Origin of the sequence: Arthrobacter sp. MPF02, from assembly GCF_046605375.1 — a bacterium.
Classification (GTDB): Bacteria; Actinomycetota; Actinomycetes; order Actinomycetales; family Micrococcaceae; genus Arthrobacter.
The window spans coordinates 2,346,015-2,367,238 of sequence record NZ_CP176772.1 but is presented as its reverse complement, the minus strand read 5'-3'; the positions used below and the strand labels follow the sequence as shown (position 1 = coordinate 2,367,238).

General features: G+C 66.1%; 17 protein-coding genes and 1 tRNA gene. 9 read left to right on the top strand and 9 right to left on the bottom strand.

Annotation, left to right across the window (positions count from 1 at the left end):
* The first annotated feature begins 5 nt into the window (after positions 1-5).
* From ACLH0K_RS11140 to ACLH0K_RS11130, 3 genes are read left to right on the top strand one after another with little or no spacing between them, the layout of a single operon-like run.
* Positions 6-899 carry a sulfurtransferase gene (locus tag ACLH0K_RS11140; RefSeq protein ID WP_411373666.1) on the top strand — a complete coding sequence of 298 codons (894 nt, stop codon included), beginning with the start codon at positions 6-8 and terminating at the stop codon, positions 897-899.
* Positions 896-2,035 (top strand): NAD(P)-dependent alcohol dehydrogenase, encoded by a 1,140-nt coding sequence (locus ACLH0K_RS11135; protein ID WP_411373665.1) that lies wholly within the window; start codon positions 896-898, stop codon positions 2,033-2,035. The genes ACLH0K_RS11140 and ACLH0K_RS11135 overlap by 4 nt, the downstream gene beginning before the upstream one ends.
* The gene (locus tag ACLH0K_RS11130) at positions 2,032-2,460 is read left to right on the top strand and encodes an HIT family protein (RefSeq protein ID WP_411373664.1); all 429 of its coding nucleotides are present in this window, start codon (positions 2,032-2,034) and stop codon (positions 2,458-2,460) included. The genes ACLH0K_RS11135 and ACLH0K_RS11130 overlap by 4 nt, the downstream gene beginning before the upstream one ends.
* On the opposite strand, the gene ACLH0K_RS11125 is transcribed toward ACLH0K_RS11130, so the two are convergent.
* The 3 genes from ACLH0K_RS11125 to ACLH0K_RS11115 form a co-directional block, all read right to left on the bottom strand.
* Positions 2,455-3,444: a beta-ketoacyl-ACP synthase 3 gene (locus tag ACLH0K_RS11125; protein WP_411373663.1), complete on the bottom strand. Its 990-nt coding sequence runs from the start codon at positions 3,442-3,444 to the stop codon at positions 2,455-2,457. The two genes, ACLH0K_RS11130 and ACLH0K_RS11125, sit on opposite strands and share 6 nt — an antisense overlap.
* A 26-nt stretch (positions 3,445-3,470) precedes the next feature.
* Positions 3,471-7,451 carry an ATP-dependent RNA helicase HrpA gene (gene hrpA / locus ACLH0K_RS11120; RefSeq protein WP_411373662.1) on the bottom strand — a complete coding sequence of 1,327 codons (3,981 nt, stop codon included), beginning with the start codon at positions 7,449-7,451 and terminating at the stop codon, positions 3,471-3,473.
* A 69-nt stretch (positions 7,452-7,520) separates the two neighbouring features.
* Entirely contained in the window at positions 7,521-7,688 is a 168-nt protein-coding gene (locus ACLH0K_RS11115; protein ID WP_411373661.1) for a hypothetical protein, read from the bottom strand.
* Between the two features lie 80 nt (positions 7,689-7,768).
* Here ACLH0K_RS11115 and ACLH0K_RS11110 point away from each other — a divergent pair, with 80 nt between their 5' ends.
* Positions 7,769-8,737 (top strand): GlxA family transcriptional regulator, encoded by a 969-nt coding sequence (locus tag ACLH0K_RS11110; RefSeq protein WP_411373660.1) that lies wholly within the window; start codon positions 7,769-7,771, stop codon positions 8,735-8,737.
* Positions 8,738-8,807: 70 nt separating this feature from the next.
* On the opposite strand, the gene ACLH0K_RS11105 is transcribed toward ACLH0K_RS11110, so the two are convergent.
* Entirely contained in the window at positions 8,808-9,161 is a 354-nt protein-coding gene (locus ACLH0K_RS11105) for a protealysin inhibitor emfourin (RefSeq protein WP_411373659.1), read from the bottom strand.
* 60 nt (positions 9,162-9,221) lie between these two features.
* Positions 9,222-10,274 carry a M4 family metallopeptidase gene (locus tag ACLH0K_RS11100; protein ID WP_411373658.1) on the bottom strand — a complete coding sequence of 351 codons (1,053 nt, stop codon included), beginning with the start codon at positions 10,272-10,274 and terminating at the stop codon, positions 9,222-9,224.
* A 196-nt stretch (positions 10,275-10,470) separates the two neighbouring features.
* Between ACLH0K_RS11100 and ACLH0K_RS11095 the strand changes: the two genes are divergently transcribed.
* Positions 10,471-12,159: a DUF222 domain-containing protein gene (locus ACLH0K_RS11095; protein ID WP_411373657.1), complete on the top strand. Its 1,689-nt coding sequence runs from the start codon at positions 10,471-10,473 to the stop codon at positions 12,157-12,159.
* 161 nt (positions 12,160-12,320) lie between these two features.
* On the opposite strand, the gene ACLH0K_RS11090 is transcribed toward ACLH0K_RS11095, so the two are convergent.
* The 4 genes from ACLH0K_RS11090 to ACLH0K_RS11075 form a co-directional block, all read right to left on the bottom strand.
* Positions 12,321-12,396 (bottom strand) — tRNA-Arg (locus ACLH0K_RS11090).
* Between the two features lie 172 nt (positions 12,397-12,568).
* Entirely contained in the window at positions 12,569-14,113 is a 1,545-nt protein-coding gene (locus ACLH0K_RS11085; RefSeq protein WP_411373656.1) for an FAD-dependent oxidoreductase, read from the bottom strand.
* Positions 14,110-14,982, bottom strand: a complete 873-nt coding sequence (locus ACLH0K_RS11080; RefSeq protein WP_411373655.1) for an FAD:protein FMN transferase — start codon at positions 14,980-14,982, stop codon at positions 14,110-14,112. Before ACLH0K_RS11080 ends, ACLH0K_RS11085 begins: the two co-directional genes overlap by 4 nt.
* Before the next feature lie 3 nt (positions 14,983-14,985).
* Positions 14,986-15,477 (bottom strand): FMN-binding protein, encoded by a 492-nt coding sequence (locus tag ACLH0K_RS11075; RefSeq protein ID WP_411373654.1) that lies wholly within the window; start codon positions 15,475-15,477, stop codon positions 14,986-14,988.
* A 192-nt stretch (positions 15,478-15,669) separates the two neighbouring features.
* On the opposite strand from ACLH0K_RS11075, the gene argS reads away from it, so the two are divergent.
* The 4 genes from argS to thrC are packed head-to-tail and all read left to right on the top strand — an operon-like array spanning position 15,670 to position 21,224.
* Positions 15,670-17,319 carry an arginine--tRNA ligase gene (argS, locus tag ACLH0K_RS11070; RefSeq protein WP_411373653.1) on the top strand — a complete coding sequence of 550 codons (1,650 nt, stop codon included), beginning with the start codon at positions 15,670-15,672 and terminating at the stop codon, positions 17,317-17,319.
* Between the two features lie 4 nt (positions 17,320-17,323).
* Positions 17,324-18,799: a diaminopimelate decarboxylase gene (lysA, locus tag ACLH0K_RS11065; RefSeq protein ID WP_411373652.1), complete on the top strand. Its 1,476-nt coding sequence runs from the start codon at positions 17,324-17,326 to the stop codon at positions 18,797-18,799.
* Position 18,800: 1 nt separating this feature from the next.
* Positions 18,801-20,117 (top strand): homoserine dehydrogenase, encoded by a 1,317-nt coding sequence (locus tag ACLH0K_RS11060; protein ID WP_411373651.1) that lies wholly within the window; start codon positions 18,801-18,803, stop codon positions 20,115-20,117.
* Positions 20,118-21,224, top strand: coding sequence for a threonine synthase (gene thrC, locus ACLH0K_RS11055; RefSeq protein ID WP_411373650.1), 1,107 nt, complete (start codon positions 20,118-20,120; stop codon positions 21,222-21,224). It abuts the gene before it with no gap.

Sequence of the window (21,224 nt, the reverse complement as noted above, 5' to 3'; positions counted from 1 at the left end):
GCCGGATGAACCCCCTGATGGACGTGACCACCCTGCGCACCCGCCTTGCCGGGCAGCAGCGGATTGTGCTGCTGGATGTCCGTTGGGCGCTGGGCGATCCCGACGGGCACGGGCATTACCTCGAGGGCCACCTTCCGGGAGCAGTCTTCGTGGACCTCGACACCGAGCTCGCCGCGCCGGCGTCGCCCGAAAGGGGACGGCATCCGCTGCCGGAGCCGGGCGGGCTGCAGGCAGCCGCCAGGCGCTGGGGCATCAGCGACGGCGATGCGGTGGTGGCGTACGACGACACAGGCAGCATGGCTGCGGCCAGGGTGTGGTGGATGTTGCGCAACGCCGGGCTTGCAGAGGTTCACCTGCTCGATGGCGGCCTGGGCGCCTGGCGTGCCGCCGGCCTGCCGGTGGAAGCGGGCGCGGTCACGGCCAGGCCGGGGAATGTCACCTTGGGAGAGGGGAAGATGCCGGTGCTCGACGCCGGTGCTGCCGCCGCCTGGCCGGAGACCGGCCTGCTGCTGGACGCCCGCGCGGGAGAGCGTTACCGCGGCGACGTGGAGCCCGTCGACCCGCGCGCGGGCCGCATCCCGGGCGCGGTGAGCGCGCCGACGTCGGACAACGTGGACAGCGCTGGCCGCTTCCTGCCGCCGGAAGAGCTGCGGCGCAGGTTTGAGGCGCTCGGAGTCAGTGACGGCGTTCCGGTGGCCGTGTACTGCGGGTCAGGGGTAACGGCTGCCCATGAGGTGGCGGCTCTGGAAGCTGCCGGGTTCCGGGCAGCCCTGTACCCGGGCTCGTTCTCGCAGTGGTCCAACAACCCGGACCTGCCCGTGGCAACCGGCGCGGAACCCGGTGGGGCACATCCCTCGGGTGGAAACTATGCCGGGGGCAAGGGTAGCGTCGCACTATGACCCCTGGACGTCCCCTGCCGCCGCCCCTCCCCGGCCCGATTCTTCCCGTTTCCGATGCCGGCACCCTTGCGGCAGCCTACGGTGCCGTCTCTGCCGACAGCGGCCTGGTGCCGCTGACCGTGGCCAGGCGGGAACCGAAACCGGACGACGTCGAAATCGCCATCGAGTTCTGCGGGCTCTGCCACTCGGATGTGCATGCCGCCCGGGGCGAGTGGGGCGGCCAGGCGTACCCGCTGGTGCCGGGTCACGAGATCGTGGGCACCGTCAGCAGGGCCGGTTCCGGCGTCACAGCCTTTGCCGTCGGCGACCGGGTAGGCGTCGGCTGCATCGTGGATTCCTGCCGCGAATGCGAAAGCTGCCTGGACGGCCTGGAGCAGTATTGCGAAAACGGGATGACCGGCACGTACGGATCCAAGGACCGCCGCAACGGCGACGCCATTACCCAAGGCGGCTATTCCTCGTCCGTCGTGGTGGACCACCGCTACGTGGTGCGGGTCCCGGACTCCCTTGACCCGGCCGCCGTCGCACCCCTGCTGTGCGCCGGCGTCACCACGTTCTCCCCGCTGCGGCACTTCGACGTCGAAGAAGGCGACGTAGTCGGTGTCGTGGGCCTGGGCGGGCTCGGGCACATGGCCGTGAAGCTGGCCAAAGCCATGGGAGCCAAGGTGGTCGTGTTTACGACCTCCGAATCCAAGGTGCCCGCCGCGCTGGAGCTCGGAGCCGACGAAGTGGTGCTGTCCCGGGACGAGGACGCGATGGCAGCGGCGAACCGCACCATTGACGTCATCATCGATACAGTTGCTGCCCCGCATGACCTGAACCCGCTGTTCCGCACCCTTCGGGTGGACGGTGCGCTGTTCCAGTTGGGGCTGCCCTCGGAGGACATGCCTCCGGTCAACCCCCGGTCGCTCATCCGCCGCCGGTTGGCCTACGCGGGGTCCCTCATCGGCGGAATTGCCGAAACCCAGGAGATGCTGGACTTCTGCGCCGAATATGGTGTTGTGGCCGATATCGAGTTGGTTGGCGCCGGCCAGCTGAACGAGGCCTACGACCGGATGGTGGCAGGGGACGTGAAATACCGGTTCGTGCTGGATACCAGCACTTTGCAGGCACCCGCCAAGGAGGCAGACGCATGACCACGCTTTTTACCAGGATCCTCAACGGGGAAATCCCCGGCCGTTTTGTCTGGCGTCAGGACGACGTGTCCGCCTTCCTCACCACCGGCCCCCTCGCGGACGGCCACACCCTCGTGGTGCCCACCGAGGAAGTGGACCGCTGGACCGACGCCTCGCCGGAGACCCTGGCCAGGGTGATGGAGGTGGCCCGCCGGATCGGTGCGGTCCAGGTGGACATCTACGACGCGCCGCGGGCCGGCCTGATCGTGGCGGGCTACGAAATCAACCACCTGCACGTCCACGTCTGGCCCTCCAGGAGCATGGCGGACTACAACTTCGCCTCGGCGGACCAGAACCCTGATCCAAAAGTCCTCGACGCTAACGCCGAGAAGCTCCGGCAGGGCCTGCGGGACGCGGGCTGGGGAGACTTCGTCCCCGCATCATAGGAAGCGCCGGCTTGGTGTCATCGCCACCATGCCCGCGTAGGTGAAGCCGCCGCCGAACCCGAAAAGCAGGGCAGGGACGTCCGCCGGGATCCTGCCGCTGTGCCACCACTTGCTCAGTCCCAGGGGCACGCTGGCCGCCGAGGTGTTGCCGGATTCGATGACGTCAGTAACGACAATCCGGTCAGACATGCCCAGGGCATCCGCCAGCGGTTCAATAATGCGCAGGTTGGCCTGGTGCGCTGCGAGGACCTGGATGTCGTCAAGCGAAAGGCCGGCGCGCGCCACGGTTTCGCGGGCACGCTCCGGCGCCCTGGTGAGGGCCCAGCGCAGCACTTCGCGGCCGTTCTGGGAGAACCTCCCTGAGGGCGGCGAAATCCGGACGGCATCGGCCATGCCTGGTTCTGATCCCCACACCACCGGTCCGATCCGCGGCGTGGCGGAGGGGCGGACGACGGCGGCTCCCGCACCGTCCGCTGCCAGCACCGCGGTCGCGCGGTCCGTCCAGTCAGTAACGGCTGAGAGGGTTTCCGCCCCCACCACGATCGCGTTGGTGGCGCTTCCGCTGCGGATGGCCTGGTCGGCTACGCCCAGGGCGTACTCAAAGCCAGAACACGCCGTGTTGACGTCCATAATGGCCGGTCCGCGTCCGTCTCGTCCCAGCCCGAGTGCGTCCGCCACACGGCCGGCGGTGTTGGGGGAGCGCTCGGCGGCCGTCGTCGTGGCCACCACCACGAGGTCGATGTCCGTGGCCGGGATGTCCGAGTCTGCCAGCGCCATCCGGGCAGCAGGAACGGCAAGGTCCACCACGGTCTCACCGTCAGCGGCGATGCACCGGGTGACGATGCCGGTACGTTGCCGGATCCATTCGTCGCTGGTCTCCATCATGCCCTCGAGCTCATGGTTGTCCATGACCCGTACCGGCTGGGCATGGCCGAGGCCTGCTATTTCAGTCCCTGCCGGTCCCTGGGCAAGTGTGATCTTCATTTGTACCTTTCCAAGAATTTGTAATACTAGGCGGGCGCCAGGGCTTTGTTGAGCACGGCGCGGATCCGTTTTTCCGAGACTGAGTAGGCCGTTCCCAGTTCGACGGCGAACAGGCTCACCCTTAGTTCCTCGATCATCCAGCGAACCTGGGACAACTCATGGCCGGCGCGCCTGCCGGGCAACAGCGCCGCCACGGCGTCGTCATAGTCGTCCTCCAACCGCTGCACCACGGCCATGTTGAAGGCGTCACGCTGCACGTTGCCGGGCAGCCGCTCCAGCCGCTTCTCGATGGCTGCAAGGTACCGCGGCAGCTGGCTGAGCTGGGCGTAGCCCGTGCGGGCAACGAAACCGGGATAGACCAGCTGCTCCAGCTGGCTCCTGATGTCATTGAGGGCGCTGATAAGGGCCAGGCTGGTGGTGCCCTTCAACTGCTTTTCGATCCGGCGGGTGGCGGACAGGATGCGTTCAACGACGGCCGTCACGCTGAACACGGTATCTATCAGTTCCGCCCGGACCACCTCGTAGAGCGCGTCGAAGGACTGGCGGTCCCAGGGCAGTTCAGCCGGGGTGAGCTTGTCGATGGCTGCCAGTGCACAATCTGCGATGAGGGCGGAGACTGAGCCGTGCGGATTCTGGCTGAACGTCAGCTTCTCCGTGTTGCTCAGGTGCTCCAGCACATAGCGGTCCGGAGAGGGAACCCGCAGCGCCAGCATCCTGATGACACCGCCGCGCATGGCATGCAGTTGCTCGTCCTGGCTTTGGAAGACCCGCAGCGACACGGACTTGCCCTGGTCCACCAGGGCGGGATAGCCGGTCACGGTGTGTCCCTTGACCATGCTGCTGACCTGGCGTTCGATGGTGCCGAAGTTCCACTCCGTCAGGCCGTCCCGCTCCACAAAGCCGGCAGCGGCGGAGGCTTCCGGCGCCTGGGCGGACGTCCCCGCCCGCGGCGCGCCGCCGTCGTCGGACCGTCCGGCCCGCTGGTTCCCGGGACCCTGGCCCTTCGCTGCCCGGCTCCCGGGCCCGGTCGATGACGGCGTGGCACCCAGTGACTCGGCGATGGCGCGGCGGGTGGCCGGCGCAAGCTTTTCCTGCAGGGCCGCGAGGTCCTTGCCTTCGTCCAAAACCTTGCCCTTGCTGTCCACCACCTTGAAACTCACGCGCAGGTGCGGGGGCACGGCATCCCAGTTCCAGGACCCGGGCGGAATGATGGCACCGCGGGTCCGGCGCAGAGCCAGCTCCAGCGACGGTTCGAGCTCGTCGGTGGCAGGATCAAAATCAGACTCGAGGACGGCCACCGCCTGGCGCGCAACGTCCGGGGCCGGAACGAAATTTTTCCGGATCTGCTTCGGCAGCGACTTGATCAGCGCGGTCACCAGCTCCACACGCTGTCCGGGGATCTGCCAGCGGAACGGGGCGTCCTCCAGCTGGTTGAGGAAGAGGACGGGGACTTCCGCGGTGACGCCGTCGGAGGGGTTGGGCGGGGATCCCGGGGCAACCGGATGGAACTCATAGCTCAGCGGGAGCTCAAAGCCCTTGTGCAGCCAGGTTTTAGGGTAGGCCGATTCGTCCAGGTCCTCGGCATCGTCGCTGAGCAGCAGTGACTTGTCATAGTCCAGAAGGTCCGGGTTCTGCTTCCGGGCATCCTTCCACCACTTGTCGAAGTGGCGCTCCGACACAACGTCCGGGCCGACGCGGGCGTCATAGAACTCGAACAGGGTTTCGTCATCCACCAAAAGGTCGCGGCGGCGCATCCGCGCCTCGAGCTCTTCCACTTCCTGCAGCAGCGCACGGTTGCGGTGGAAAAACTTGTGGTGCGTCCGCCAGTCACCCTCCACCAGTGCATGCCGGATGAAGAGCTCGCGGGCCACTACTGGATCCACCCTGCCGTAATTGATCCGGCGTTGCGCGATGATGGGCACCCCGTAAAGGGTCACCTTCTCGTAGGCCATGACCGCGCCCTGCCGGGTGGACCAGTGCGGTTCGCTGTAGTTGCGCTTCACCAGGTGCGGCGCCACCTGCTCCGCCCAGAGGGGGTCGAACTTTGCCGCCACCCGGGCCCACAGCCGGCTGGTCTCCACCAGTTCGGCTGCCATCACGAAGGTGGGGGATTTCTTGAACAGGGCGGAGCCGGGGAAGATTGCGAACCGGCTGCCCCGTGCGCCGGCGTACTCGCGCTTGCGCTCGTCAAGGATGCCGATATGGCTCAGCAGCCCGGAGAGCAGGCTGATGTGGATCCCGTCATGGTTGCCCACCGGGTCTGCCAGGCGCTTGTTGTCCAGGGTGATGCCCAGGGGCCGCGCGAGCTGGCGCAGCTGGGTGAACAGGTCCTGCCACTCCCGGACCCGGAGGTAGTTGATGAATTCTGCCCGGCACAGGCGGCGGAACGCGGACGACGACAGCTCCTGCTGTTTCTCCTGCAGGTAGTTCCACAGGTTCAGGTAGCCCGTGAAGTCGGAGTTTTCGTCCTTGAACCTGTTGTGCTTCTCGGCGGCCAGCTGCTGCTTGTCGGTGGGGCGTTCGCGGGGGTCCTGAATGGTGAGGGCGGCCGCGAGGATCATGACTTCGCGCACGCAGTTGCGCTTCCCGGCCTCCACGATCATCCGGCCCAGGCGCGGGTCCACCGGCAGTTGCGCAAGTTTTTGCCCGACGGCGGTGAGGCCGCTCCCGTTGCGCCTGTCGCCGTCGCTGTTTTCTGCCTTGGGGGCGGCGAGCGCGCCGAACTCGCGCAGGAGCGTGACGCCGTCGTTAATGGCCCGCGTTTCCGGCGGCTCGACGAACGGGAAGTTCTCCACGTCCTTGGGACCGCGGGCAACGCCCATGGCGGTCATCTGCAGGATGACCGCTGCAAGGTTGGTGCGGAGGATTTCCGGATCCGTGAACTGGGGGCGGGAGTCGAAGTCTTCCTCGGAGTAGAGCCGGATGGCAATGCCGTCAGATACGCGGCCGCAGCGCCCGGACCGCTGGTTCGCCGACGCCTGGGACACGCGTTCGATGGGCAGCCGCTGGACCTTTGTCCTGTGCGAGTATCGGGAGATGCGGGCCGTGCCGGTGTCGATGACGTACTTGATTCCGGGCACCGTGAGCGAAGTTTCCGCCACGTTCGTGGCCAGCACAATCCGGCGCTTGTTGCCCGGGTGGAAGACCTTGTGCTGTTCCTGCAGGCTAAGGCGGGCGAACAGGGAAAGGACTTCCGTGCCGGCGAGATTTCGGTTGCTTTGGATGCGGGCCTGCAGTGCGTCCGCTGCGTCACGGATCTCGCGCTCGCCGGAGAAGAAGACCAGGATGTCGCCTGGGGCCTCGTTGGCAAGTTCGTCGACGGCGTCGCAGACGGCGTCCAGCGGGTCCCGGTCTTCCTCGAGTTCGTCGTCCGAGGGGTCTTCGTCGTCCTCCCGCGGTTGCGTCAGCGGGCGGTAGCGGATTTCCACCGGATAGGTCCGGCCGGAGACTTCGATAATCGGGGCGGGGTTGTCCGGCGTGCCGAAGTGGTTGGCGAACCGCTCCGGATCAATGGTGGCTGAGGTGATGATGACCTTCAGGTCCGGCCGCTGCGGCAGGATGCGCTTCAGGTAGCCGAGGATGAAGTCGATGTTGAGGCTGCGCTCGTGGGCCTCGTCGATGATGATGGCGTTGTACTTGCGGAGCAGCTTGTCGCGCTGGATCTCTGCCAGCAGGATACCGTCCGTCATCAGCTTGACCTTGGTTTCCCGGCTGACCTCGCCGGTGAAACGGACCTGGAAACCGACTTCCTGACCGATCTCGACACCGAGTTCTTCCGCAATGCGCTCTGCCACGGTCCGTGCTGCGAGCCGTCGTGGCTGGGTGTGGCCGATCAGCCCGTTCTCGCCCAGGCCGAGCTCCAGGCACATTTTCGGAATCTGCGTGGTCTTCCCGGAGCCGGTCTCGCCGGCGATGATAGTCACCTGGTTGGCGGCAATGGCGGCCATCAGGTCCTCGCGGCGCTCGGAGACCGGCAGTTCTGCGGGATAGGAGATATGAAGAGTCATGGCTGCAGACAGTCTACTGCGGCGGGGCCGGCACCCCCGGTTCGACTGCCTGCGGCGGTCCTGGAATTGCTAGAACAGGCGGAGGGTGTAGCTGGTGCTGGGAAGGTCCAGCGCCGACCATTCCTCATGGGACTCAACGCGGGGAGTGTGGCCCCGGCCGTCGCGGAGGAGCGCTGCGATAGTGGCGGCGCCAACAAGGAGGAGCAGGATAACGATGATGGCTGCGAAGATTTCCATGCCTCCATGCTTCTCCTGCCGCTCACAGACAAACAGTGGCAGAAATGACCAAAAAGCTATAATTCCTGCCACAATAGAGCATGCTCAAAACAGTCGCCGTGATTGTGGTTCCCAACTTCTCCATCTTTGAATTCGGGACTGCCTGTGAGGTCTTTGGGATCGACAGGTCAACCCGCGGTACCGGGGTTCCTGCCTTTGATTTCCGCGTGTGCACGCCAGATCCTGGCGACGTCAAGCTGAAATCCGGGCTGTCCATGAACATAAGCCTTGGACTGGAGGCCACGGAGGACGCGGACCTGGTGATCATGGCTCCGTACGGGCACGACGACGACCTGCCGGAGTCCGTGGTCCAGGCACTGCGTGCCGCCGATGCGAGGGGAGCATGGCTGATGTCCATCTGCTCCGGGGCTTTTGCCCTTGCCCGCTCCGGTCTGCTGGACGGCCGCAGATGCACCACGCACTGGCACTACTCAAGGGAGCTGGCCGAGGCCTATCCAGCGGTCCAGGTCGATGAGAACGTCCTCTACGTGCAGGACGGCAACATCATTTCCTCCGCCGGGACCGCCGCCGGCATCGACGCCTGCCTGCACCTGGTGCGGGTGGAGTTGGGGGCGCACGTTGCCGCTGCCATAGCCCGGGACATGGTGGTCCCGCCGCACCGCGACGGCGGCCAGGCCCAGTTCATCGACCGGCCCATGCCCACCTGCGGCTCGGCACCCATGGAGGAACTGCTGCGCTGGATGGTGCAGAACCTGGACCGTGAGCACTCCGTCAACGAGCTGGCCGCCCGGCTGCACCTGTCACCCAGGACCTTCGCCCGGAAATTCCGTTCCGAAACCGGAGCCACCCCTGCGGCGTGGCTCAACTCGCAGCGTGTGCTCCGCGCGCAGGAACTCCTTGAATTAACGGACCTCAATATCGACGAGGTGGCCCGGGAAGCCGGGTTCGGCCATCCCGTCCTCCTGCGGCACCATTTTGCCAAGGTCCTCGACACCAGCCCGCAGTCCTACCGCAGGGCATTCCGGGGACAGCTGGCCGAGGTGGGGTAGCTCAAGGGCTTCGGCTGGCCGGTTGCGTGCCTGCCCGCATGCCTGGCGGGGCCAGTTCGCGCAACCTAAGCTACTGTCCGCCGTCCCTGCCCCGGTGGCCTGGAACGCCGTCCTCTCCCTGGGCCGACCGCATCTGCTGGGCCGCCTCCCGGGTCCGCTCCACCAGCACGCGCCAGGGACCGGTTACGGCCCGTTCCGGTAGGGCTGCCCTGCGTTCTCCGGCACGGATGGAGTACATAAAGCGGTCGGGCTGGTTACCGGCAAACTTAGCGGCCGCAGCCCGCGGTGTCCTTGGTACTGCGTCCCAAGGACATGCTTCCACGATGGGCTGCCATTGACTGATGGCGGTCTCTGAACGGGCATCGACTGTCCAGACCCGCGTCATCGCGGCAAGACCGCCGGTGCGTTCCACACTGATCTTCATTGCCTGGTTCCTGGGCTTCCATGCAGCCTGGCGGCGTGGTGTCCGGCAACCAGGCGTCCCTTACAGCTTGACCTTCACAGTTTCCCACGCCTGCCGCACGGCGTCATGCTCTTTCGAGTCCGACCCGTAGAGCTCCATTGCAGCGGAGGCGGTGGCGCGGGCGAAGACGCTGAACGTTGCCGTAGTGGGCAGGGAGCCGCTCGTCAATGTTTCGTACCAGATAAGGCCGGGGGAGTCCCAGGCATTTCCGCCCAAGGACTCAGCAACCAGATAGAACGCCCGGTTGGGGATGCCGGAGTTGATGTGAACCCCGCCGTTGTCTGCGCTGGTCCTTACGTACGAGTCCATGGAGTCCGGCTGCGGATCCTTACCCAGCACATCGTCGTCGTACGCTGTTCCGGGAGCCTTCATGGAGCGCAAAGCGCTGCCCTCAACCTCTGCAGTGAAAAGCCCTTCGCCGATGAGCCAGCTGGCTTCGGTCACGGACTGGTTTTTCACATACTGTTCCACCAGGGCACCGAACACATCGGACATCGATTCATTCAGGGCACCGGCCTGGTTGCGGTAGGCGAGTGCCGCGGAGAACTGGGTAACACCGTGAGCGAGTTCATGGCCGATGACGCTCAGGGAAGCTGTAAACCGCTCGAAAACCTCGCCATCTCCGTCGCCAAAGACCATCTGGGTGCCGTCCCAGAAGGCATTGTCGTACAGCTTCCCGAAGTGCACTGTCGCATCCAGCCGCAGCCCCTGGCCGTCAATCGAGTTGCGGCCAAAAACGTCTGCGTACAGGCGGTGGGTATGCCCCAGGCCGTCATACGCTTCATCCGCTGCGGTGTCGCCTGTTGCGGGCCCGCCCTCCTTGCGCACAAGCTTTCCGGGAAGGACCTCCGAGCCTGCCGCATCGTAGATGGTCCGGTTCGACGGACCCGGCTTTGCCTGGCGCACGCCTGTCGGGACCTCAGGCATCGCCTGTGTCCGCGATGCCTGGAATGACCCAACATGTCCAAGGGCTTCCCTGGCTGCCCTTGCAGCTGCAGAAAACCCCGGCGCATCATGCCGGGCAAGACGCCTCAGCAGATACGGCGGGACGATGGAACAGAACGGAACGTGCATGGCGTACCCCCTCAACTAGGTGCATTCAGACTACGAGGGGGCCCTGACAATAGGCGTCAGGCACGCTCAGCACGGGGCGTGTGCCCCACAGCCGGGTCACCAGGATTACGACGGCGGAGGGCAGGCTGGGGTCCCGCTTCCTGCTGTTCCGCAACCGGAGGCAAAGAATGTCAGTGCCCCTACCGATGATGTTGGTATGGGAAGCGACGTTGGGGCAGCGGCAGCGATGGAGGCTATTAATGCCACCGTTGCTGCTCTGGCCGCGCTTGATGCCGAGGATGCTGCCCTGGCTTCCGCCGGTTCGTCTGGTGCTGTGGCCGGGGACGGTGTGGATGTGCTGCAGCGGGCGTATGAGATTCGGCTGGAACGGATGGGACTGGAGAAGAAGCTGGAGGCCCAGGCCGCGGCCCGGAAGGCCCTGTCCGCGGCCGAAGCCATGGACCTGCAACACGCGATGATCCCGCCGGACGCGCCCCTGCACGACCGGACCTACACCGAGATCGCGACTGTGGAGGAGATCGCCGGGATCCTCACCATCAGTTCCGGCGCCGCGTCCGCGTTTGTGGCCCAGTCCCGGCAGGTTTGCGCGCTGCCGCCGGTCATGGACGCCCTGACCACCGGGGCCCTGTCCTGGCAGCAGGCCCGCATCTTTGCTGACGAAAGCGAGTCCCTGGACCACGCGGCTTCTGCTGCTTTGGTGGAGCACTTCCTCGACCCTGACGCGCCCAACCCGGCGAGGGGTTGTCCCGCCGGCCAGCTGGTACCGGCCCGGTTGCAGGCCAGGCTGCGGGGCTGGCGGGAACGCCACCACCCCGAATCGATCGAGGAACGTCACCGCAAGGGCGTCGCGGACCGGCGGGTCGAGTTCACCCCGGACCGCGACGGGATGGCCTGGATCTCCGCCTACCTGCCCGCCGACACCGCCCAGGCCATCTGGAACAGGAACACGGCCATCGCCCGCGGCCTTCAAGGACCGGACGAGTACCGCACTCTTACCCAGCGCAAAGCCGACGTCCTCGCCACCCAGCTCCTCATCCACAAAACGTCCACCCCGGAGGAAGACGCCGGGACTGGAACAAACACCGCCACCGCTGCCGCCTTCACCACCGAACCCGGGAACGTTCCGACGCCACGGACCGAAGTCCTCGTCACCGTCCCGGTCTTCTCGCTGCTGGGGCTCACGGACCAACCCGCGGTGCTGGGCGGCTACGGGCCCATCCCTGCCTCGATGGCGAGGAAACTCCTCGCCGACGGCGCCGAATCCTTCCACCGGGTCCTGGTTGACCCGGACGGGGCGCCGCTGGAAATCGGGCGCACCAGCTACCGGCTCACTGAAGCCATGAAAAAGGCGCTGCAGTTGCGGGACGGCAGATGCACCTTCCCCGGCTGCAGCAACAACTCCCTCGACAACGAAACCGACCACCTCACAGCCTGGCAGCACGGCGGCACTACCGGGATCAGCAACCTGGCACAACTCTGCCCCAAACATCACCGCCTGAAACACAACAGCGGCTGGACACCAACCCCCGCGACCAAAGATGAGCCGCCAGGTTGGACCTCACCCACCGGCCGCCGCTACGAAGCCGAACAACCCGACCGCGAACCCCCACAATGGCCAAGCCAGCTGGGCGCGGAGCAACTCGTACAGGCACCGGAATCAGGCGCTGGCGCTATGGATGCAGGACCAGCCGCAACAGCCTGGCCCGATCCTGCGTGGTTTGATTCCGCATCGCCCTATCTGGAGCCCCCGTGGGAATCTCAGGACGAGGGCTTCGTCGATGGCAACGATTTCGAACCTGACGATCCCGTGTGGGAGACGTTTTACGCCACCCCCTTTGTCCTGCAGCCCGATCCACAGCCGGACTGGCAATCCATGCTGTCCTAGCTGTACCGCGGGGGGAATTCTTTCAAGCGCGATCGTTTCACCTTCACCGGCATGTTGGAGGTCATGAAGGGGTGTAGGTGTGGAGCGCAGGCTGTCGGGTTGCGCTGAAGGGTGCCGACAAAAAAGCAGCCCGGTCAATGTGACCGGGCTGCTTCCTCAGATGGTGCCCTCGGTAGGATTCGAACCTACGGCCTTCTGCTCCGGAGGCAGACGCTCTATCCCCTGAGCTACGAGGGCAATTCGGATTTCCTGCCGTTCCCGGCGGGACGTCCTAGAGCTTAGCAGGAAGGTGGGCTCCAAGGGAAAATCGACGCGACACCGCCGGGTTTTACCTTGTCACCGCCCCGCCCCGGCTTGGCTTTGCCTTTGCCTTGGCTTTGAGCAGGTCCAGGCATCCCGAGCCGCGGGATCAGTATCCGGAAAAGGAGTCCACGTGCACCCGCCGGGCTCCTGCAGCCCGGGCCGCCCGGCGCAGGGAGGCAACGCTGGCGGGCGAGCCGGAAATGTACACTTCGCGGTCGTTGATATTCGGAACCAGTGACTTCAGCCTATCGGCGTCCAACCGGGACCCGCCGCCTGAAATCGCGGTGAAGTCCTGCGGTGGCTCTGAACCATCGGCGAGGCGGACCAGGACCCGGACGCCGGAAGCCCGGAGCTCTTCCACATAGGCAATTTCCTCCGCGGACCGGGCAAGGAGGAGAAGCACGGCGTCGCGTTCCCGGAGTCCCCCGGACGCAAGATGCGACAGGAAGGGCGTAATTCCAATTCCAGCGGCAATAAGCAGCACCGGCCTGTGCGGATCGCGGGGGAGGACGAAATCACCGCCCACGGAGGTGGCTGTCAGTTCGTCACCCGGCTTCAGCGCCAGGAGCACCTTCTTCGCGGCGGACAGCGGCTCAGCTGTCCGGACCCCGAACTTCACGAGCCCTTCCGTCGGCGCACTTGTCATGCTGAACACCCTGCGCCGGCCCTTCCTGTCGGACACGGCGTGCGGCAGGTCCAGTTCCATGTACTGCCCGGGGAGGAAACGCACGGGTCGGGCAGGCTCAAAGGAGAACTCCGTGGTGCTAGGGGTCAGCTTCCGCCTGCCGGCAAACCGAAGTTTCACTCCACCGCGCTGGCCCACCAGGAAGGCGAGGAGGTTGCCCAGCAGCAGCGCAGCTTCAGGCGAATTGGCGAGGAAACCCAGGTTGTAGGGCACGGCGAACACCACACCTACGACTGCGGCCAGCACCAGCTGCTGCCACCTCCGGGGCGGAAGCGTCAGCGGTTCGGTCAGCATGAAGCCCACAAAGAAGAGGACAGGCCGTTGTGCCAGGGCCTGGTAGACGCCCATTCCGGCGGTCATTCCCGCACGGAGCAGTTCAACCGTGATGATGGACGTGGCAACAAGGGTGAAGACAGTTGCCATCAGCACTTTCCGGGTCCGGTAGAGGACCAGGAGGACGCCCGGAATGAGGAGCCACAACATTGCTGGGGTGGCTGCCCACCAGGTGGCAACGTTCAATCCGGTAAGGGCCACGGCAAAGGCTCCGAGGGCAGCGGGATTGAAGATGTGCCTGCCGCGCCAAGCGAGGGCGTATTTCGATGCCGACGCCAGCAGGCATGCCAAGGCAACCCCCGCGACGTCCATGCCCTGGAACGAGGGCCAGAAGAGGAAGTAAAGGAGCAAGCCGGTGATCAGGGACGACTCCGAATGTTGACGGACCCGGAACAGGGCAGCCAACGCCAGGTTTGATGCGTAGGTCAGGCCGAGGCAGAGCGCCAGGTGGGCCAGCATTTCCGGGATCCCGAACGTCAGCCAGCCCAGGACCTCCAGCACCAGGCTGTACATGGCCAGAACTGCCAGGACCAGGAGGACAAACCGGTACATCGTGAACCGGCCCAGAGCGGTGTCCAGCCGCCCGGCGACGGACGGTGCGGGACCGGCTTTAGGGGTTTCGACGGGGCTCATGTGAAAAGTGTCCCTTCAAATTCCTCGGAGTATGCGGCGCTGCCGTCGGAATACACCGTCAGCCATGAGACATCGAACGCTTCCTGGAGTTTGGCGCCCGGAACGAAAAAGAGCGCCGTCGCCACAGCGTCGGCCAGGACCGTCGTGTCCGCCATTGCCCAGGTGGCGACGGCGGTCCGGACCGGCTGCCCGGTGGTCCCGTCCAGCACGTGGTGGAGTCCGTCACCCCAGGCACGGCGGTTCGCCGCCGACGCACACAGCGCACGGTCCGACAATTCGACGACCCCAATGGCCTGCGCCGGGTTGTACGGGTGCTCGAGCGCGATCCTGAGCGGAGTCGGACCGTGCGCCAGGAGATCCCCGCTGCCGTCCACGACGTAGGACTCGACACCTCCGGCCTCCAGCTCAGCCGCCAGCAAGTCCACCAAGAGCCCCTTGCCGGCGGCCCCGATGTCCAGCACCACGGGGGCGCTGGTGCTGATGGTTGTTCCGCTCCAGTCCATGACCTCATCCCACGCCGGGGCGGGCAATGGTGATCCCGCCTGGCGCAGGGAGTAACGGGCGTCGTAGCCCAGGCGCTCCAGGCTGGCACCGATGAGCGGCGTCATTGCGCCCCGGGAGAGTTGGTAGAGGGCCCGGTAGAGGGGGCCGAGCCCGCCGGCCTCCTCAGGGAAGCGGTAGGTGCCCGGGGTCCGGGCCATGGCGCTGACCAGCGAATCGTTCCGGAAACGGGACCAGCCGGCGTCGAACGCTTCCACCCTGGCAAGGAGGCGCTCCTGCAGGGGTGCCTCCAGCGGGAGCGGCGTGGAAATTTCCCAGCTGGTACCGATTCCATCGAACGGGAAGTTCGCCCAGTCCCCGCCCGCCACTGCCTACTGCGCCTCCGACTTGATCTGCTCCACGGCCTGGTTAAACCCGCCGCTGGTCAGGGACGAGCCGGCAACCTTGGAGACGTTGAGGTCGTCGATGTTCTTGCCAACCACCTGGTCGGCGATGCCGCCGGCGAACTCGCCCTGGAACTTGCGCGTATTGGGATTCGAAGGGTGCTGGGTGATCTGGACGTCCGTCACCGTGCCGGAAGCCAACGTCAGCTGGACACCCACGGTTTCCGTGCCGTTGGGGGAGACATAGTTTCCGTCGGCGCTGTAGGTTCCGTCTTTGTACGTGGAGCCGCTGCCGGCCAGCGGGGACGAGCCCGGCGAAGGCGCGGCGGCTGATGTTTCGGCAGTGCCGCTGCCGGTGGACGCGGGTGCCGTCTCGGTGGCAGACGGCGCGCAGCCGGCCACTGTTCCGGCGAGCGACAAGCCGGCGATTCCGGCGTAAAGAGTCCTGCTTATGGTGCTTCTGGTTGCGGCGGGTGTCATCAGGGCTCTCGTTTCGTCATAGGGATCACATGTTCCAAACGGTGTCTACGGTGTTGTCAACGCTGAACCCAGACTATTGGTTCAACCCTGTGCCGCAGTTGGGTTTTCCTTGTGGACCTCCTGTGTTGGAGACGGGGGCCACAGGCAGCACGCAAATTCTTTGCTGTCACCGGCCCCCGGTAGGCTAGAGGGGTGACTCCCGAAGAACTCTCCCTAGCAATATCCGCCTGCCTGAAGGACGCCATCGCAGCCGGTGACATCGCTCTTTCAGCATCAGCTGTGCCTGATGAGGTGCGCGTGGAGCGACCCAAGAACCGGGAGCACGGCGACTGGGCCACCAACATCGCCCTTCAGCTGGCAAAGCAGGCAGGCACCAACCCGCGTGAATTCGCCTCGGTCCTCAGCGCCCGGCTGAAGGAGATCGACGGCGTTTCCACCGTGGACATCGCAGGTCACGGCTTCCTGAACATCACCGTGGACGCCGCCACCGCCGGTGCCCTCGCCAAGGTGATCGTGGAAGCCGGCGCGCAGTACGGGACCAACTCCGCGCTCGCCGGCCACACAGTGAACATGGAATTCGTTTCGGCCAACCCCACCGGACCCCTGCATATCGGACACACCCGCTGGGCCGCCCTGGGTGATTCGATCGCCCGCGTCCTGCGTGCCTCCGGCGCCGACGTCACGGCGGAGTACTACATCAACGACGCCGGGTCGCAGATGAACACTTTCGCCAACTCCGTCTACTCGCGCCTGCACGGCCTCCCCGTGCCCGAGGGCGGCTACCCCGGCCAGTACATCGCCGAGCTCGGCCATGAGGTCCTCACCGCGCACCCGGATATCCGCGAACTGACCGAAGTCGCCGCGCTGCCCGTCATCCGCGCCGCCGCGTACGAGGCGCAGATGAAGGACATTAAGGCCACCCTGGCGGCCTTCGGCGTCCACTTCGATGTCTTCTTCTCGGAGCAGGAACTGCACGACGCCGGCGCTATCGAAAGTGCCGTGGCGCGCCTTCGCGAGCAGGGCCACGTCTTCGACGACGGCGGCGCCGTCTGGCTGCGGACCACGGACTTTGGCGACGACAAGGACCGGGTGATGATCCGTGCCAACGGCGAGCCCACCTACTTTGCCGCCGACGCAGCCTACTACCTGTCCAAGAAGGACCGCGGGTTCACGGAGAAGATCTACCTGCTGGGCGCCGACCACCACGGCTACATCAACCGGCTCAAGGCCATCGCGGCGGCCGCCGGTGACGATCCTGAAAAGAACATCGAGGTGCTGATCGGCCAGCTGGTGTCCGTCAACGGCGCCAAGCTCTCCAAGCGTGCCGGCAACATCATCGAGCTCAAGGACCTGATCGACTGGCTGGGCAAGGACGCCGTCCGCTACTCGCTGGCGCGTTTCCCCGCCGATTCTCCACTGACCCTCGACCCTGAGCTGCTCAAGAAGCACAGCAACGAGAACCCGGTCTTCTACGTGCAGTACGCGCACGCCAGGTCGCGCGGCGCAGCCCGCAACGCCGTGGCCGCCGGCGTGGACCGGTCCGCCTTCGACGCCTCCGAGCTCGATCACGCCACGGAAAACGAGCTGCTGTCATACCTGGGCAGCTACCCCTCAGTTGTCGCCAAAGCAGCGGAACTGCGCGAACCGCACCGCGTTGCGCGGCACCTCGAAATCATCGCCGGCGCCTACCACCGCTGGTACGACGCCTGCCGCATCGCCCCGATGGGCGATGAGCCGGTGACCGACACCAACCGCACCCGGCTGTGGCTCAACGACGCCACCAGCCAGGTTCTCGCGAACGGCCTTGACCTGCTTGGCGTTTCCGCGCCGGAACGGATGTAACGGAATGTCTGTGGAAACCGGAAATACTGCGTCCCCGCTGGCGCCGGACTGGCTGGCTGTCCCGGCGGACCTGAACGCCCTGCAGGAGCCCATGTGGGCGGGGAGCGTCGAGCGGAACGGCGCCGGCGCCCTGTCTGTTGGCGGCGTCAGCGTGCAGGAACTCAAGGAACAGTTCGGCTCGCCGCTCTTCGTGATGGATGAGGCAGACTTCCGCGCCCGCGCCCGGGCATTCAAGGACTCCTTCGACGCCGCCTTCGCCGATATCTGCGGTGGCGTGGACGTCTACTACGCCGGAAAGTCCTTCCTCTGCACCGCTGTGGTGAAGTGGGTGGAAGAGGAAGGGCTGCGGCTGGACACCTCATCCGGTGGTGAGCTGGCCGTGGCCGCCCGTGCCGGCATTGCGGGGGAGCGGGTTGCCCTGCACGGCAACAACAAGTCCGATGCCGAACTCAACCGGGCACTGGACATGGGCCTGGGGCGCATTGTGGTAGACAGCCTGTCCGAACTTGTCCGGGTGGGCGACATCGCGCAGTCCCGGGGCGAGCAGGCAAAGGTCATGCTCCGGCTTACGCCGGGCGTCCACGCGCACACCCACGAGTTCATTGCCACCGCCCACGAGGACCAGAAGTTCGGCCTCTCGATGGCTGCTGACACCACTGACCAGGCCGGGCTGTCAGCGGCGGAAGAGGCGGTGGCTGCGGCTTCCGCCCACCCCGGCATCGAGCTCCTGGGCCTGCACTGCCACATCGGTTCCCAGATCTTCGAGCCGGACGGTTTCGCGCTGGCCGCTGAAAAGCTGCTGCGCTTCCTGGCCGCGATGCAGGAAAAGTACTCCATCGTTATGCCGGAACTGGACCTCGGCGGCGGGTACGGGATTGCCTACACCCCGGTGGACACCCCCCGCCCCGCAGCGGAAATCGCGACGGCGATGGCTGCCGTCGTGCGTTCCACCTGCGCCGAGCTGGGCATCACGGCGCCGCGAATCTCCATCGAGCCGGGACGTGCCATCGTTGGCAGCACCACCTTCACGCTGTACGAAGTCGGCACGCTCAAGACCGTCCGGGTCGACGCTCCGGCCTCTTCCGGTGCAGGTGACGGGGGTAACAACGTTACGTATCCGCGCCGGTATGTTTCGGTGGACGGCGGAATGAGCGACAACGCCCGCCCCGTGCTTTACGACGCGGATTATTCGGCGGTTCTGGCCTCCCGGACGTCGCCCGCTGCCCCGCAGCTGTCCCGCGTGGTGGGCAAACATTGCGAGAGCGGCGACATAGTTGTTAGAGATGTATATCTGCCCGAGGACGTGGCAGCCGGTGATCTGCTTGCCGTACCGGGGACCGGCGCCTACTGCTGGGCCCTCTCGAGCAACTACAACTATCTGGCCCGGCCGGGCGTCGTCGCGGTGCGCGACGGATCCGCCCGGCTGATTGTCCGCGGGGAAACCGAAGAAGACCTGCTGAACCGCGACATGGGAGCCTGACGTGACCGAAATGCGAACCTTGAAAGTTGCCCTGCTGGGCTGTGGCAACGTGGGGGCCCAGGTCGCGCGGATCCTCCTCGAGGACGCGGACGCCCTCGCTGCCCGCACCGGTGCCCGCCTGCAGCTGAGCGGCATCGCCGTCCGCAACGTGAACTCCCGCCGCGACGTCGAACTGCCCCAGGAACTGTTCACCACCGACGCCGACACCCTGGTCAAGGACGCGGACCTGGTCATCGAGCTGATGGGCGGCATCGAGCCCGCCCGTTCGCTGATCCTCACCGCCGTCCGTAACGGCGCCTGTGTGGTCACTGGAAACAAGGCACTGCTCGCCCAGGATGGCCCGAGCCTCCACGAAGAGGCTGACAAGGCCGGCGTCCAGCTTTCCTACGAGGCCGCCGTGGCCGGGGCCATTCCCATCCTGCGCCCCATCCGCGACAGCCTTTCCGGTGACCGGATCACCCGCGTGCTCGGCATCGTCAACGGCACCACCAACTACATCCTTGACCAGATGGACACCACCGGCGCGCAGTTCGCCGATGCCTTGGCCGAAGCGCAGCGCCTCGGGTACGCCGAAGCAGACCCAACGGCCGACGTCGAGGGCCACGATGCCGCCGCCAAGGCTGCGATCCTGGCTTCGCTGTCCTTCCACACCCGCTTCGCCCTGGAAAATGTCCACTGCGAAGGCATCAGCTCCGTCAGCGCCTCGGACATCGCCGCCGCCAAGGACGCCGGATTCGTCATCAAGCTGCTGGCCATCGCCGAGAAACTGAACGACGCCGACGGCAACGAGGGCGTGTCCGTCCGGGTCCACCCCACCCTCCTGCCGCGCGAGCACCCGCTGGCCGCGGTCCGGGGTGCGTTCAACGCCGTCTTCATCGAAGCTGAAAACGCGGGCGAACTGATGTTCTACGGCCAGGGCGCCGGCGGCACCCCCACCGCCTCCGCCGTGCTGGGCGACCTCATCTCCGCCGCCCGCCGCCTGGTCCTCGGAGGTCCGGCCCGCACCGAGACCACCACCGGCCACGTCCCGGCGCTGCCCATCGACGCCTCAGTCACCAGCTACTACATCGGCCTGGATGTCGCCGACCAGCCCGGCGTGCTTGCCAAAATCGCGCAGCTGTTCGCCGAGCACGGCGTATCCATCGAAATCATGCGGCAGACCATCCACCGGGACGCGGATTCCAACGTGGAGTCCGCCGAACTGCGGATCATCACCCACCGCGCGTCAGAGGCCGCCCTCGCGGCCACCGTCGAGGCCGTGAAGGGCCTGGACGTGATCAACTCAGTTACATCCGTTCTGCGGGTAGAAGGAGTCTAAGTGGCTCACCAATGGCGCGGCGTCATCCGCGAATACGCTGACCGTTTGCCCGTGACGGAAGCCACCCGGGTCATCACCCTGGGTGAGGGCGGCACCCCGCTGGTGCACGCAGAGAAGCTCTCCGGGCTCACCGGTTCCGAGGTGTACCTCAAGGTGGAGGGCATGAACCCCACCGGCTCCTTCAAGGACCGCGGCATGACCATGGCCATGACCGCCGCCGTGGAATCCGGCGCGCAGGCCGTCGTGTGTGCATCCACCGGCAACACGTCAGCCTCAGCCGCCGCGTACGCCACCGCCGCCGGACTCAAATGCGCCGTGCTGGTGCCCGAAGGCAAGATCTCGATGGGCAAGCTCAGCCAGGCCATCGCTCACGGCGCCACCCTCCTGCAGGTGGACGGCAACTTCGACAACTGCCTGGACATCGCCCGGAAGCTGGGGGAGTCCTACCCCGTGTTCCTGGTCAACTCCGTGAACCCGGCCCGCATCCAGGGGCAGAAGACCGGCGCCTTCGAGATCGTCGACGCGCTCGGCGACGCCCCGGACATCCACGTGCTCCCCGTCGGCAACGCCGGCAACATCACCGCTTACTGGAAGGGCTACAAGGAGTACTCGTCTCCGTTTGAGTCCGCCACCGCCGGGACCCTTCCCGCCGTCTCCACCAAGACTCCTGCCATGTGGGGTTTCCAGGCTGCGGGCGCCGCGCCCTTCGTCGCAGGCCACCCCATCACCGAGCCCGACACCATCGCCACCGCCATCCGCATCGGGAACCCGGCGTCCTGGGACGGTGCCATCGGAGCCCGTGACGAATCCGGCGGCCTCATCAGCTCCGTCACCGACGAAGAGATCCTGAACGCCCACCGCTGGCTGTCCTCCAAGGAAGGCGTCTTCGTGGAGCCGGGCTCCGCCGCGGGCGTGGCGGGCCTGCTCAAGAAGCACGCCGCAGGCGAAGTGCCCGCCGGCAAGACCATCGTCATCACTGTCACCGGCCACGGCCTCAAGGATCCGCAGTGGGCCCTCCGCACCGAGGACGGAGGCGACGTCCAGCCGGTCAAGGTACCCAACGACGTCGTGACAGTTGCTGCTGAACTGGGACTGGAAGAAAAATAG